The following is a 14,001-nucleotide window of genomic DNA, read 5'->3' on the forward strand; positions in this document are numbered from 1 at the left end:
GAACCTTGACTGCTAACTTGAAACCTTATCATAAAACCACTTTAGCCCATCAATGGAACGCCTTAGATATTATTTGGCAAGGAGATGAAGACGTTGTTAAGCGTGGACTTCCCCATGATAAGCTATCCCCTGCGTGGCAAATATTATTACTCGGTGATGGTTCCCCTACTCGTCATTTACAATTGTTAACAACGGAAAAAACAGAAGTTGATCTCATTGATATGTCTCCCATTGGGGATGAAGACGACGGCGCACCACCCCAGATAGAAATCGTTCCCGAACCCCGTTTAAGACGACAGGTGTGGTTAAGAACAGCATCTGGACAAAGATTAGCTTATGCAACTTCTTGGTGGGATGCGAATCATGTGGATGAGTATCTACAAAATCGTTCTTTACCTATTTGGGATAGTTTATCACGGTTACATACGGAATTATATCGTGATATTCAAGGGATTTATTATGGTCATTCTCCTGCATTAGAAGAAGCGTTTCAAGAAACGGGGCCGTTTTGGGGAAGACATTATTTATTTTGGCACGATCGCAAACCATTAACTTTGATTTATGAGGTATTTTCTCCCTATTTAAGTAAATATTTAGGCCCGATATCACTACAGGAAAAGCAATATTAAAGCTAATAGGATAAGGAGGGAATCAGCAAAATTCTGACTCCTGACTCCTCCTTTAACTCACATCTTGCACCAGAACAAGTAAACTTAATAATTACCGAGAAGACAATCAATTTGTAATAAGTTAGCGTCAAAATAAAACACTCTTGCCTCTTGCCTCCCTAAACTAGCTAGTTTGAGCGAAGGTGCAAGATATGAGTTTAAGATACGCCAAGATAATCACGCTTACCCACTTCTACCCCACAATGGCGGAGAATATCGTAAGCTGTGGTAACGTGAAAATAAACATTAGGTAAGACGAAATACAATAAGAATGATTGTCCGTCAAAGGTAAAGGTTTCTGAGCCTACTGGTAGTTCAATTGTTTTAGTTTCGGTGCCGTCTATTTGTTCTGGAGTTAAGGTTTCTAGATAGGTAACCGTCTCTTTCAGTCGAGTCATGAGTTCAGGAAAAGTTATTTCTTTATCTTCCATTGCGGGTGCTTCTACTCCAGCGAGTCTTGCTGAACCCTGTCTGGCTATATCTGAGGCAATTTGCACTTGCTTAGAGAGAGGATACATATCGGGGTAGAGACGAAAGTTAATCAGCACTTGAGGCTCAATTTTTTTTGCTTCAGCGTAGGCTGCACCTTTTTCTAAAATACCGACTAAACTATTTAAACTGCGGATCATGGGAGGAATGGCTGCTTGATACATTGAAAGTGTCATTGTTGCCTCTAAATCTTTGACTAATCTCAATGATTTCTAGTGTACAATTTCTAGGAACAAAGCTCGGAAAAATGAGTAAAATAAATTGATTAAGGGAGTGATTAAAGGAATGATCTCAAAATTCTTAGGATTAACTACATTAAGCTTTATTAGTGTTTCAAGTGGTATGATAATAACTTCAACTGCTAATGCACAACAAGCTTTATATTTAGCTTATCCTCCCCAAAATCATAAAACTACGTCTGATAAAATTTTCTTAATTGGAACTGCTTCCCCTCAAGGAAAAATTACTGTAAACGGACAAACAATACAGCGTAGTAACCAGGGACATTTTGCCCCATCTTTTCCTTTAAAATTAGGGGTTAATCGCTTTGTTATACGCCATAATAATAAAACCATTAATGTAACGGTTACTCGGAATTCTATTACTCCGAATATTCCTCAAAGTGGTGGATTTGCTGATAATTCTTTAATTCCGAAGCAATCAATTTCTGCGTTACCGAATACCCCTGTTTGTTTTAGTGCGATCGCTTCTCCAAATGCTCAAGTTTCTGTTAATATTGCTAATCAAACCATTCCCTTATTCCCACAACCTGACTTAGTCGAACTTCCTGCAAATTCTGCTATTTTAACGGATTCTAATGAACCAATTATTAACTCAATTACTCAATATCAAGGCTGTACCAAATTTAATACAATTGGTAACTTAGGAACTCCCAATTTTCAATTAAAATTAAATAATAAAACCATTGCCCAAAGAGGAGAAGGAAGCGTTAATATTATTAATCCCGATCAATTAAAAATTGTTGAAATCGTTGTAGATGCTGGTGTCACTAGAACAGGACCGAGTACCAATCATTCTCGTTTAACCCCTTTACCTAAAGGAACTATCGTATCAGTTATTGGTCAAGAGGGAGACTGGTTAAAGCTTGATTATGGTGCCTGGATTAAGGAAAATGAAACAAGAACTCTTCCTAATTTATCCTCTGCAAAAGCAACTATTAGAAGTGCAAAATTTGATAAAAATAATGAAGAAACTAAAATAACTTTTCCTTTGACGTTACCCGTTCCTGTTTCCATCAATCAAATGGGAAATAAAGTTACATTAACTTTATATAATACGACAGCAGAAACTGACACGATACGTTTAGAATACGATCCCTTAGTTAAAAGCTTCTATTGGCAACAAGTGAGTCCTGATAAAATTGAATATTACTTGGAATTAAACCCAGATCAACAGTGGGGATATGATCTAAACTATGAAGGTACAAATCTAGTTTTTACCTTACGTCATCCGCCAAAAATTGAAAGTCAAAATAGTCAACCTTTGAAAAATATTAAAATACTTTTAGATCCTGGTCATGGTGGAGATGAATGGGGGGCAAAAGGTCCGAATGGGTATCCTGAAAAGTCCGTTAATTTGGTAGTTTCTACGTTATTAAAACAAGAATTATTAAAGCGTGGAGCAACAGTTTATATGACAAGAGAAACAGATAAAGATGTTTCTTTGCAAGACAGAGTTACGATGATTAATAAGGTAAAACCTGACATAGCATTATCGGTTCATTATAATGCTTTACCTGATAATGGAGATGCTATTAATACCGCAGGAATTGGAATGTTTTGGTATCATCCCCAAGCGGAAGATTTATCAAAATTTTTGCATGATTATTTAGTAGAAAAAGCTAACCGTCCTTCCTATGGAGTCTTCTGGAATAACCTCGCTTTAACTCGTCCTCATATTACTCCTTCCGTATTATTAGAATTAGGTTTTATGATTAATCCTACCGAGTTTGAATGGATAACAGATGCACAACAACAAAAAAACTTGGCAGCAACTTTAGCTAATGGAATCACAGAATGGTTTAATCAAAAAAAATAAAATAAATAATTATTTGTTTTGATTTAATCCTTCTTTTTTAAACAATCAAATGTAATTGATAACTGTTCACTGATTACTGATCACTACTCACTGGTAACTGAATTTTTAGTAAAGTTGATATACTAAAGATAGACTTGTTGCTTACCTAATCCCTAAAAGATGAATAGAGTTGATTATCTTCGTATTAGCCTCATTGATCGCTGTAACTTTCGTTGTCAATATTGTATGCCAGAAGGGGCAGAATTAGACTATATTTTACGTCAAGAATTACTCACTCATGAAGAAATTATAACCCTACTAGAAGAGGTATTTATACCTTTAGGATTCTCTAAATTTCGCTTAACAGGAGGAGAACCTTTATTACGGCCTGATATTGTAGATTTAGTAAAAGATATCGCTTCATTAACAGCAACAGAAGACCTATCTATGACAACTAATGGTTTTCTACTATCATCCTTAGCAGAAAATTTATATAAAGCAGGATTAAACCGTATTAATATTAGTTTGGATTCTTTAAATCCAGATACATTTAAAACAATTATTGGTCATAAAAAAGCCGATCTATGGCAACAAACTTGGTTAGGTATTCAAGCTGCTTATAAAGTCGGTTTTAATCCCTTAAAATTAAATGTAGTTGTTATTCCTGGGGTCAATGAATCGGAAATTGAAGCATTAGCAGAACTGAGTATTGATAAAAATTGGCACATTCGTTTTATTGAATTTATGCCCATTGGAAACCCTGAATTATTTAGCGATCTCGAAGAGATCCGCTTTGCGGGGCGCGCTTGGGTTCCTTCCGAAGAAATAAGAGAAAAAATAAGACAAAAATGGGGATTAGTAGAAAGTAATATTAAAGGAAACGGACCAGCAGATGTCTTTAAAATTCCTGGTGCAAAAGGAACATTAGGGTTTATTAGTCAAATGTCAGAATGTTTCTGCGATCGCTGTAATAGAATGCGTTTATCGGCTGATGGTTGGTTACGCCCTTGCTTATTAAATGAAACGGGACAAATTGATCTAAAAACTCTTTTACGAAACAAGATTAAAACAACAGAAATCAAAGAAAAAGTTGCTCATTTATTAAACATTAAACCTGAAATAAATTATAAACAAAGAGACTCAGGAAATGATACCGGAATATATAACCGTACTATGTCACAAATTGGAGGATAAGATCATTTATTTTTAATAATAAAATTAATTAAAATAAATAGTAAAAGTAACATGATAACCAACACATAAAAAGGAAAAATAATCGTATAGATGACAGTATAGAAAAAGAGATATTCAGCTACTGTTTGCCTAAAAGAAGAACATTGATTGACAGTTGACATAATAGGGCAGTCTCCAAAGCCGAATATCCCATAAAAAATAATAGGGAATGAAGCAATTCCTAGGATAAGAACCAACCCAAGTATGAATTTCAGGTCTTTGATTGGTGAAACTTGCCTTTTTTGAATCGCTTCATTTTCCTCTTGTAAAATACGCCTTTTAGTCATTCATTAATAACTGTAATCTTTGTAATCTTTCCATAGCTTTTTGATAGCCGAGTTGATTTCTTTGGGTTTGAAAAAGTTGGGCTGCTTCTTGAAAATCGTCTTTTGCTGTTTTAAACTCTCTTTTGAACATATAACCTGTACCTCGATTAAAATAAGCCCAAGCAAAGTTAGAATTAAGTTCAATGGCTTTTGTATAATCTGCTATAGCTAAATCATGTTTTTGTTGTCTTGAATAAACTAGCCCTCGATTATAATAAGCAGATTCATAGTCAGGATTCAATTGAATGGCTTTATCGAAGTCGCTTAGAGCTAAATTCCATTTTTTTTGTTGAGCATAGAGATTGCCTCGATTATAGTAAACTATGGGATCATTAGGCTCTAACTGAATTGTTTTGCCGTAATCAGCCAAAGCTAAATTCCATTTTCCTAGCTCACTATATGTCAATCCTCGATTACCGTAAGCACTGGCGTAATTAGGATTAACTTCAATGGCTTTTGTAAAATCAGCGATCGCTAATTCTGGTTTTTGCTGCATCTTATAAGCAATGCCACGATTATGGTAAGCTTGGGGAAATTCAGGCTGATATTGAATTGCTTTTGTGTAGTCAGTAATGGCTAAATCTAATTTTCCCTGACCTTCATAAATCATTGCTCGATTATTGTAGGCGATCGCATTGTCTGGAGCTAGATCAATCAATTTGTTATAATCAGCTAAAGCCAGTGGTAATTGCTGTTGTTTGTGATAAACAATAGCCCTATTTTGATAAGCAGAAGCGTAATTAGGACTCAATTCGATAGCCTTTGTATAGTCAGCTACCGCTAAATCTAATTTACCTTGATTTTGATAAACCACACCTCGATTATTGTAAGCTTCAAGCAAGGTAGGTTCAAGAGTGATCGCCTGATTATAGCTAGAGATGGCCAAATCCCATTTTTCTTGCTTAAGATACTCCCCCCCTTGTTTATAATAAGTGATAGCTTCTTTCTGGCGATCGCTTGGTTCATTCTGTTGGCGGTTGCTTGGCTCATAAGGATAACTAGGAATGGCAATGAAAGGAAAAAAGGCTATTTGAGCATTGGTTTGATCAGAAAATATCAACGTTGTCAACAAAGAAGTAGCAGCAATGGTTACTACAGAGAAAATAGAAGTTAAACCTTGTGTTTTCATTTAAAGTTTTCCTTATTTGTTATATGGTTGGTTTAAAATTTTCCTCATTTTAGCTGATCAACTCGCTTTATTATTCAAGAATAAAAAGAACCAGAGAGAAAGGTAGTTTAAAATAAGAGAGTGGATCTCGACGAAAACAAAAGAGACAAGATCATGACACAACCCTTAATTTCTCATGCTTTAGGGCTACATATGCACCAGCCCCCAGGGAATCTTAAACTTTTAATTGATCATCATGAGTCAGACGCAGAATTAATTATACGTTGTTATGAAAGAGCAGTAAGATATGCTCAGCAATTTAAAGATTCAGGTAACATTCACGTCGGTTTTTCAGGTATTTTGTTAGAGCAGTTTCTTGATCCTGAAATAATTGACCGTTATCGAAAATTTATCGATATTCCGGCCATGTTAGAGAGTTATCGGACGGCTCACAATGTAGAATTAATTGGCATGGGATATTATCATCCTGTTTTTCCTCTCATTCCTCAAGAAGACTGGAAAGAACATTTAACTCGTGGTCGTCAAATTATCGAAGAAGTGTTCGGTCGTGCGCCGAAAGGGTTTTGGCCCCCTGAAATGGCCTTTTGTATGGAAATGATCCCTGCGATCGCAGATGCAGGGTATGAATATGTTATTGTTGATGGGGTTCATGTCCAACCCGACAACAAACCAGTGGATATTTATCAACCCTATCAAGCCACTTATGAAGGTTCAACTATAACCATTATTCCCCGTGAACGGGATGTGTCTAACGCGCAAGAAAGTGGGATGGATGCTATCTGGTTTACTCAAGAAGTGCAACATAAAGTCAAAAGTTCCCCCAACCCCGAACAACCTCGCTTAGTTACCACCTGGTCCGATGGAGAAAATGGCGGATGGTTCCGTCAAATGTCCGAAGAATCAGCTTTTTACGGTCATTTTTGGAGTCCCTTAATCAACAAAATTAAGAATGGGGAGGTTCCCATTCGTTCCGTTTCCCTGTCTGAATATATTAAAGAACATCCTCCCACAGAGTCAGCTTTTGTGCGTACTGGGGCTTGGAATGTGGGGACAACCTCTGGCTTTGATTTTAGTCAATGGGCAGGTTCAGAGCAACAAAAAGAAGGAGCCGAAACCATTCGTCAAGTTAGTCAACGGTATTGGCAGTTATCAGAGTCAGAAGCGCAATTATCCGAAGAAGACAAAAAAACCCTCAAAGATGCTAGGGAACTGATTTTAGAAGGGGAAACCAGTTGTTTTCTATTCTGGGGAGATGACTGGGTTCCCAAACTCTATGAAAGAACAGAACCTGCATTAACTCTTCTCAATAAATTACAAGGATCACTAAATTCTTAAATTCTATATTTACCATTTACCGAAAATCGGAGCATGAAAGCCCCTGGGTTCCGAATGGTTGAGGTACGACCGTAACATCTACCTCGACCTACTGGAGTGTCAAATCATTCCACAATGATGCAACGCTACAAAAAGAGACGCTAGTTATAGCGTCTCTTGCAAGGTGTTATGGTGAATAGACAGATGAACGAAGGATAAAAGCTTTTAGAAGCCCATACCCATACCGCCCATACCACCCATACCACCCATGCCACCCATGCCGCCCATGCCACCCATACCGCCCATGTCAGGCATAGCAGGGGCTTCGGGTTCGGGTTTTTCTACCACTAGGGCTTCTGTGGTTAAGACCATACCGGCAATAGAAGCAGCATTTTGTAAGGCAGAACGAACTACTTTAGCAGGGTCAATAATACCGGCCGCGATCATGTCTTCAAACTCGCCAGTCATGGCATTGAAACCAACATTAAAGTCCGTTTCTCTGACTCGTTCAACAATAACCGAACCTTCTAAACCAGCATTATTAGCTAATTGACGTAAGGGGGCTTCTAAAGCCTTGGCTACGAGATCAGCAGCTACTTTTTCTTCAGCATTGGTTAGTTGGTTTTTGTAGTCAGCTACTTTAGATGCTAAGTGAATTAAAGTTGTACCACCGCCAGGAACGATCCCTTCATCTACTGCTGCTTTGGTGGCATTGAGGGCATCTTCAATACGGAGTTTACGATCCTTTAATTCCGTTTCAGTAGCAGCCCCAACTTTAATAACCGCTACCCCACCAGCTAATTTAGCGATGCGTTCTTGTAACTTTTCGCTATCATAGTCGGAATCAGTTTCGGCTGCTTGTTTCCGTAACTGTTCAATCCGTTTTTGTACCGCAGCTTTTGTTCTATCGTCAGTGGTGGCGACGATGGTGGTGTTATCTTTAACAATATTGATTTTGGTGGCTTGACCTAACATATCTAAGTCCACCGTGTCTAAGCTTAAGCCCACTTCTTCGGAAATAACGCTACCACCAGTCAAAATGGCAATATCTTGTAAAACCGCTTTGCGTCTTTCTCCGAAAGCCGGAGCTTTGATAGCAGCCACATTTAAAACCCCTCTAGCCTTATTAACGACTAAAGTGGCTAAAGCTTCCCCTTCTACATCTTCAGCGATGATTAAGAGGGGTTTACCAGCGCGAGCAACGTTTTCTAAGATAGGAACTAAATCCGCGATCGCACTAATCTTTTTATCGGTGATTAAGATTAAAGCATCGTCAAATTCGACTTGTTGCCGTTCTTGATCGGTGATGAAATAAGGAGAGACATAACCGCGATCGATCTGCATCCCTTCAACGACATCTAATTCGGTACTCAGAGACTTTGATTCTTCTACGGTAATAACACCATCTTTGGTCACTTTATCCATGGCCAAAGCAATCATTTTACCCACTTCTTGGTCATTACCAGCAGATACACTGGCGACTTGGGCAATCGCGTCTCCTTCGACAGGTTTGGCTACAGTTTCGATCTCTTTGATGAGAAAGTTGATGGTTTTTTCAATCCCACGGCGTAAGGCCACAGGGTTAGCCCCTGCAATGACGTTTTTCAGCCCTTCTTTGATTAACGCTTGACCAATAACTGTAGCGGTTGTGGTACCGTCTCCAGCGACTTCTTTAGTTTTAGAAGCAATTTCTTGGATTAATCTTGCCCCTGTATTTTCTAAGGGATCTTCTAAGTCAATTTCTTTAGCAACGGTGATTCCGTCGTTAACAATTTGGGGCGCACCAAATTTCTTTTCTAATAATACATTTCGGCCTTTGGGACCGAGGGTAATTCTAACCGCGTCAGCCAAGGCGTTTACTCCTTGTTCTAATGCGCGTCTAGACTCGTCACTAAATGATACGATTTTTGCCATATTTGTCTGGTTACTCCTATAACGCCTTATGACGGGACTTTCGGCAATGATTTAGAAGAGTAGTTGCCTTTTTCCCACTTATGTTAATTTAGCACTCTTATGGTGTGAGTGCTAAGGCTTCTGGTTAAAGAATCGAAAAGTTTTTCTTAAGGAAAGGGGATGAGGTGTGGATGTTTAGGTAGTCAAGGTGAGGATATCTAGAAAGTGGGGTGTGGGGTGTAGGCAATAACTACATTTAATATCGAACTGCGAACTCACGTTAATGATAGGATAACTTAATGTAACTTAATACTCTAATGTTTATATTCTTACGATTGTGAATACGACTATTTTAATTTCCACCTTCTTTCTCACTCTCCTTTTAATGGTCGGTTTATTTTTCTTTATTCGCGCCTCGGTTAAAGATCGCACAGAACAAGTTAAACTGATCTCGAAAACCCCTAAAACCTCTTTATTAGAACAACTTAAGGCTTATTTTACCCGACGAGCTTACAACATAATTCCTTCTAATGCGGGTCAAGATACTATCACCTTTGAAGGGCTAGTTCGTCCCAGTTTATTTTTAGCAATTTTTTTGACATTTCTGGCAGCATTAGGACTACTTTGTTTAGTGTTAGTGCTTTCCTTTGTTTATCCTCCTCTTACCCCCTTATTCTTTGCTCTCGAACTTTTGTCACCCGTAGCAGGTATTTTTTATTGGAAAAAAGCTGGCAGAATAGAAACCGTCTCTTTCTCTCTTGAAAGCCTCACTGAACAAGGATTACAGCAAGGTAGTCTATTAACGTTAACGGCTCATCGTGATGAAGTAATCCAATTAAAACAAAATTTTCCCCTAAAATCAGCCAATTGAGATATAATAATCAAGCAAATAAAAATCCCCCTAGATAGCAGTGGGGGGATTTGAGTTGTTTCCTTGCTTTAGTCGTCGTTAACCAGTGACAGCAGGAGTCTTTGTCTGTGCTTTTGGCACCTGTGGCTGGTATTCTTTCAGACTGGGAAAGAGAAAATGGTTTTCTTCGACGTATTGCGCGCCAAATAAACCTTTCTCAGCCCAAAAATATCTATCTGTGGTGTGTTCGTTTCGTCTTACAATTAGTAAGGCCGGCGGTTGTATCCCGATTTCATGGATATATTTCCTAGCGGCAGTAACTGGTTTATCTTCGCCGCTTTCGATATTATACTGGGGTACAAGCTCGAGAATTTTCCGGCCTTCTTGGCGACGACGACTTTTACGTTTGCGCTTTCTTGCCAACCCTTTTACCTCCTGTTTCGACTACACACTGTAGTCATAGTTACAAAATCCGAGGTCATTATATCTGTTTAATTTTTAAAAATCAAGCATTGCTTACATAATTGTTTGATTTTCATAATCATCTCTGTATGAGACCATTCTTTCGATTTAGCGATTTATATCAACTTCACCCTCTGGTTTGATGTTACAAAAGTTATTTTTCTGTTACAAAAGTTAATGGAATAGTCCTTTTTGTCTTATGTTTTCTGCTAATGCCAGCCTACCTAATCCTAGTCAAGATTTTATCGCTCTGTGTCAATCCCAGGTGATGCTCTTAGCAAAAACGTTACAAGCAGACTGGAGTGGAGTGTATTTAACCTCAGAAGAAGAAGGGCAACCAGTTAACTTAATTCCTGTGATGATCTATCCCTTACAAGAAACAACACAGAAATCATCACACAATCAAATTCAGTTGAGGGAGGAAAAAGAGGAGGTAACTTTAGACAACCTGTCCAAGTCTTTGCCTACGGATCTCAGCCGTTCGTTAATTATCCCAGAAAATGACGGCTTTGATTCAAAAGATTATCAGATTGTATTGCCCTTAGTGTATCAAGAAGTGGTGTTAGGGGTGTTAGTGACACGACGAGACGCTTATCCTTGGAAACCAGAAGAATTTCATCAAGTTGAACAAATCGCAGATACTTTAGCCATTGCACGTTTATTGGATCAACGTCAAGGGTGGTATCAAGAACAACTCAAGGAACAACAATTAGAACAACAAAAAGAACGCGATCGCCTTGATGATTTGTTTCATCAATTACGCAATCCGTTAACAGCGTTAAAGGTATTTGGCAAATTATTACTTAAACGCTTAGGAAAAGACGAGCAGAATCTTGCAATTATCAATAATATAGTACGAGAAGGAGAGCATTTGCAAGAATTAATTAAAGAGTTTGAAAGTCACCAAAAAACGATAGTTGATCAGGCTCAAACGATTACTTTGAATACCGATTCTGTAACTATTCCTGCTCAAAGTCATCTTAGTTTACCCCCATCACAATCTTTAGAATTAACCTTAGTTTATCTTCAGGATATATTAGACACTGTTGTTATGTCTGCGGAGTCTATTGCAGAAAATAAAGGCATTAATTTAAACATTAAAATGTCTGATGATTTAGATCCTGTATTGGGAAATTACTCGGCATTAAGAGAAGTTTTTAGTAACTTAATTGATAATAGTATTAAATATACTCCGATATCGGGTGAAGTTAAAATTAAATTAGGGCTATCAAAAATTATTAATAATAAAAAATACCAAGGAATTTTAATCGAAGACACGGGTTATGGTATTCCTATTGAAGATCAAGCGCATATTTTTGAGCGACATTATCGAGGCATCCGAGAAGATAGTGATATTTCAGGAAGTGGTTTAGGGTTAGCTATTGCCAAAGAATTAGTGACACAAATGGGAGGATTGATTGAATTATCTAGTCCTATTAATTTAGAAAATAATACAGGAACTAGATTCGTCATCTGGCTGGTTAGTAATTAATAATTAATGCCTGATAGCGATTAACTACTAACCTGTTATATTATAGATAAGAAAGTTATGAAAGATATTGCCATGACACAAGTTTCTAAGGCTGATACTTCAAAAATGAAATATGGAGAACGGGAGATTGAAGAGGGAAAATTAATTACCTTTCCTAATCCTCGTACGGGTCGTTATTATACCATTAATATTACTTTACCTGAGTTTACTTGTAAGTGTCCGTTTTCCGGTTATCCTGACTTTGCAACCTTACATTTAACGTATGTTCCCAATGAAACAGTGGTAGAATTAAAAGCGATTAAATTGTACATTAATAGTTACCGTGATCGCTACATTTCTCATGAAGAATCAATTAATCAAATTTTAGATGATTTCGTAGCAGCTTGCGACCCATTAGAAGCAACCTTAAAAGGTGATTTTTATCCTAGAGGGAATGTTCATACTGTTGTAGAAGTAAATCACAAAAAAAGATAAGTAAAACACGAATTAAAACCATAACTTATTATTATCGTACCTTCGATCACTGTTGTTTTAGAGAAATTTATCAGTATTTTCGGACTGAAATTCCTAAATTATCTAAATTTCGTGATGGTAACTTCACTGCTTCGTGTTCATCTTGTCGCCTCAACGTGATATTATTACCACTGGTTTGCTATAAAACCTTTTATATAGGGTAGGGCATACCCGAATTTACGCTTGGGGAGTAGTCCATCAGAGTGCTTGCTGTAAAAAGTGTAGTCGGACTAGACATGAGACTGTAAGACCAAAATTAGCATAGCTAGTTGAGGCAAGATTCAGCCCAAGAATCCATTAGCGTTTACGCAGTGGAATGTCAAAGCACTTTCTTTGTGACTGTATGCCATTGACTGAAACAACATCCCAAACAGCCGAAACAGCATCAGCTAAAACTGATTCCATGGAAGACTACTATCGACTACAACGTAACCTGTTGCTGTTGAGTTTAGTTTTAACTGGAATTATTTTTGTGTCTGTGTGGATATTTTACTCTCTAAATTTAGCCCTTAACTACCTTTTAGGGGCTTGTGTTGGCATTGTTTATTTAAAATTGCTTGCAGGAGAAGTAGAGAAAATTGGCACATCAAAACAAAAAGTTGGCACCAAAGGGTTAGCCATTTTTGCTGCCATGATTATTGTAGCCAGTCAATGGCAACAACTGCATATTTTCCCAGTATTTTTGGGATTTTTGACTTATAAAGTCGCCATAATCGCCTACACCATCCAAAGTGTAATGGACTTAGATTCCAAAAGCGATTAAACCTTAATTTCGTAACCAGATTCGGTAAATTCTACCCAATGACAATGTTAAATGGTTTACGCATTTTAGACACCTTACCCCTTGCTGCCTTAGAAGTGGGTAAGCACTGGTATTGGGAGATTGGCAACTTAAAATTACACGGACAGGTATTTTTAGCCTCGTGGGTAGTCATTGCCTTATTGATTATCGCTTCATTATTAGCAACCCGAAATATACAGAGGGTTCCTAGCGGGATGCAAAACTTCATGGAATACGTTCTAGAATTTTTGCGGGACTTAGCGAGAACTCAGTTAGGAGAAAAACACTATCGTCCTTGGTTGCCTTTTATCGGGACACTATTTTTATTCATTTTCGTCTCCAACTGGTCAGGATCTTTAATACCGTGGAGACTGATAGAAATTCCCGAAGGAGAATTAGCTGCCCCCACCAACGACATTAATACCACCGTAGCCTTAGCCCTATTGACCTCTTTGGCGTATTTTTACGCTGGTTTGAGTAAAAAAGGACTAGGATACTTTGCTAATTATGTCCAGCCAATTCCCGTTCTCCTACCCATTAAAATTTTAGAAGATTTTACCAAGCCCCTCTCCCTAAGTTTCCGTCTTTTCGGAAACATTTTGGCCGATGAATTGGTAGTAGCGGTGCTTGTATTTTTAGTACCCTTATTTGTGCCATTACCCCTAATGGCCTTAGGATTATTTACCAGTGCCATCCAAGCCTTAGTATTTGCCACCTTAGCAGGGGCTTATATTCATGAGGCCATCGAGTCCGAAGAAGAAGAAGAACACGCTTAAAGGTAAAATCTTTGGGGGTAAATAAAGAGACAGACGAA

14 protein-coding genes are annotated in these 14,001 nt (G+C 37.9%); 9 read left to right on the forward strand and 5 right to left on the reverse strand.

Translation table 11 applies throughout. From position 1 onward, the window contains the following. Window positions 1-5: 5 nt before the first annotated feature. Window positions 6-629, forward strand: a complete 624-nt coding sequence (locus CY0110_RS01705; protein WP_035798130.1) for a chorismate lyase — start codon at window positions 6-8, stop codon at window positions 627-629. 197 nt (window positions 630-826) lie between these two features. Here the strand turns inward: CY0110_RS01705 and CY0110_RS01710 are convergent, their stop codons facing one another. After that, window positions 827-1,333 (reverse strand): DUF1993 domain-containing protein, encoded by a 507-nt coding sequence (locus tag CY0110_RS01710; RefSeq protein WP_008273127.1) that lies wholly within the window; start codon window positions 1,331-1,333, stop codon window positions 827-829. A gap of 166 nt (window positions 1,334-1,499) precedes the next feature. Between CY0110_RS01710 and CY0110_RS01715 the strand changes: the two genes are divergently transcribed. Both CY0110_RS01715 and moaA read left to right on the forward strand, forming a co-directional pair. Beyond that, window positions 1,500-3,215 (forward strand): N-acetylmuramoyl-L-alanine amidase, encoded by a 1,716-nt coding sequence (locus CY0110_RS01715; RefSeq protein ID WP_008273129.1) that lies wholly within the window; start codon window positions 1,500-1,502, stop codon window positions 3,213-3,215. 159 nt (window positions 3,216-3,374) lie between these two features. Beyond that, window positions 3,375-4,388, forward strand: a complete 1,014-nt coding sequence (gene moaA, locus CY0110_RS01720) for a GTP 3',8-cyclase MoaA (protein WP_035798131.1) — start codon at window positions 3,375-3,377, stop codon at window positions 4,386-4,388. A gap of 2 nt (window positions 4,389-4,390) precedes the next feature. On the opposite strand, the gene CY0110_RS01725 is transcribed toward moaA, so the two are convergent. Continuing rightward, window positions 4,391-4,714 (reverse strand): hypothetical protein, encoded by a 324-nt coding sequence (locus tag CY0110_RS01725; RefSeq protein ID WP_035798132.1) that lies wholly within the window; start codon window positions 4,712-4,714, stop codon window positions 4,391-4,393. After that, a complete protein-coding gene (locus tag CY0110_RS01730) occupies window positions 4,707-5,882 on the reverse strand; it encodes a tetratricopeptide repeat protein (RefSeq protein WP_008273149.1) in 1,176 nt (391 codons plus the stop codon). Before CY0110_RS01730 ends, CY0110_RS01725 begins: the two co-directional genes overlap by 8 nt. Before the next feature lie 153 nt (window positions 5,883-6,035). On the opposite strand from CY0110_RS01730, the gene CY0110_RS01735 reads away from it, so the two are divergent. Beyond that, window positions 6,036-7,217 carry a polysaccharide deacetylase family protein gene (locus CY0110_RS01735; protein WP_008273154.1) on the forward strand — a complete coding sequence of 394 codons (1,182 nt, stop codon included), beginning with the start codon at window positions 6,036-6,038 and terminating at the stop codon, window positions 7,215-7,217. A 204-nt stretch (window positions 7,218-7,421) separates the two neighbouring features. Here CY0110_RS01735 and groL read toward each other — a convergent pair whose 3' ends face one another. Further along, entirely contained in the window at window positions 7,422-9,110 is a 1,689-nt protein-coding gene (gene groL / locus CY0110_RS01740; RefSeq protein ID WP_008273166.1) for a chaperonin GroEL, read from the reverse strand. A gap of 316 nt (window positions 9,111-9,426) precedes the next feature. On the opposite strand from groL, the gene CY0110_RS01745 reads away from it, so the two are divergent. Further along, a complete protein-coding gene (locus CY0110_RS01745; RefSeq protein WP_008273169.1) occupies window positions 9,427-9,960 on the forward strand; it encodes a cofactor assembly of complex C subunit B in 534 nt (177 codons plus the stop codon). A gap of 78 nt (window positions 9,961-10,038) precedes the next feature. Here the strand turns inward: CY0110_RS01745 and CY0110_RS01750 are convergent, their stop codons facing one another. After that, on the reverse strand, window positions 10,039-10,362 hold the full coding sequence (locus tag CY0110_RS01750; protein WP_008273172.1) for a DUF3155 domain-containing protein: 324 nt from the start codon (window positions 10,360-10,362) through the stop codon (window positions 10,039-10,041). 238 nt (window positions 10,363-10,600) lie between these two features. On the opposite strand from CY0110_RS01750, the gene CY0110_RS01755 reads away from it, so the two are divergent. The 4 genes from CY0110_RS01755 (at window position 10,601) to atpB (ending at window position 13,963) form a co-directional block, all read left to right on the forward strand. Continuing rightward, entirely contained in the window at window positions 10,601-11,893 is a 1,293-nt protein-coding gene (locus CY0110_RS01755; RefSeq protein WP_035798133.1) for a GAF domain-containing sensor histidine kinase, read from the forward strand. 57 nt (window positions 11,894-11,950) lie between these two features. Then, on the forward strand, window positions 11,951-12,367 hold the full coding sequence (gene queF / locus CY0110_RS01760) for a preQ(1) synthase (protein WP_008273185.1): 417 nt from the start codon (window positions 11,951-11,953) through the stop codon (window positions 12,365-12,367). 382 nt (window positions 12,368-12,749) lie between these two features. Next, on the forward strand, window positions 12,750-13,169 hold the full coding sequence (locus CY0110_RS01765; protein ID WP_035798134.1) for a hypothetical protein: 420 nt from the start codon (window positions 12,750-12,752) through the stop codon (window positions 13,167-13,169). 38 nt (window positions 13,170-13,207) lie between these two features. Further along, on the forward strand, window positions 13,208-13,963 hold the full coding sequence (gene atpB, locus CY0110_RS01770; RefSeq protein ID WP_035798136.1) for a F0F1 ATP synthase subunit A: 756 nt from the start codon (window positions 13,208-13,210) through the stop codon (window positions 13,961-13,963). Window positions 13,964-14,001 lie beyond the last annotated feature (38 nt).

It is taken from the genome of Crocosphaera chwakensis CCY0110 (assembly GCF_000169335.1).
In the GTDB taxonomy this organism is placed as follows: Bacteria; Cyanobacteriota; Cyanobacteriia; order Cyanobacteriales; family Microcystaceae; genus Crocosphaera; species Crocosphaera chwakensis.

Excerpts from the sequence above, each read along its gene's own strand:
- queF (WP_008273185.1), top strand. The coding sequence starts at position 11,951 with ATGAAAGATATTGCCATGACACAAGTTTCTAAGGCTGATACTTCAAAA.
- CY0110_RS01755 (WP_035798133.1), top strand. The coding sequence starts at position 10,601 with ATGTTTTCTGCTAATGCCAGCCTACCTAATCCTAGTCAAGATTTTATC.
- CY0110_RS01715 (WP_008273129.1), top strand. The coding sequence starts at position 1,500 with ATGATAATAACTTCAACTGCTAATGCACAACAAGCTTTATATTTAGCT.
- moaA (WP_035798131.1), top strand. The coding sequence starts at position 3,375 with ATGAATAGAGTTGATTATCTTCGTATTAGCCTCATTGATCGCTGTAAC.
- atpB (WP_035798136.1), top strand. The coding sequence starts at position 13,208 with ATGACAATGTTAAATGGTTTACGCATTTTAGACACCTTACCCCTTGCT.
- CY0110_RS01735 (WP_008273154.1), top strand. The coding sequence starts at position 6,036 with ATGACACAACCCTTAATTTCTCATGCTTTAGGGCTACATATGCACCAG.
- CY0110_RS01730 (WP_008273149.1), bottom strand. The coding sequence starts at position 5,882 with ATGAAAACACAAGGTTTAACTTCTATTTTCTCTGTAGTAACCATTGCT.
- CY0110_RS01765 (WP_035798134.1), top strand. The coding sequence starts at position 12,750 with ATGCCATTGACTGAAACAACATCCCAAACAGCCGAAACAGCATCAGCT.
- CY0110_RS01710 (WP_008273127.1), bottom strand. The coding sequence starts at position 1,333 with ATGACACTTTCAATGTATCAAGCAGCCATTCCTCCCATGATCCGCAGT.
- groL (WP_008273166.1), bottom strand. The coding sequence starts at position 9,110 with ATGGCAAAAATCGTATCATTTAGTGACGAGTCTAGACGCGCATTAGAA.
- CY0110_RS01725 (WP_035798132.1), bottom strand. The coding sequence starts at position 4,714 with ATGACTAAAAGGCGTATTTTACAAGAGGAAAATGAAGCGATTCAAAAA.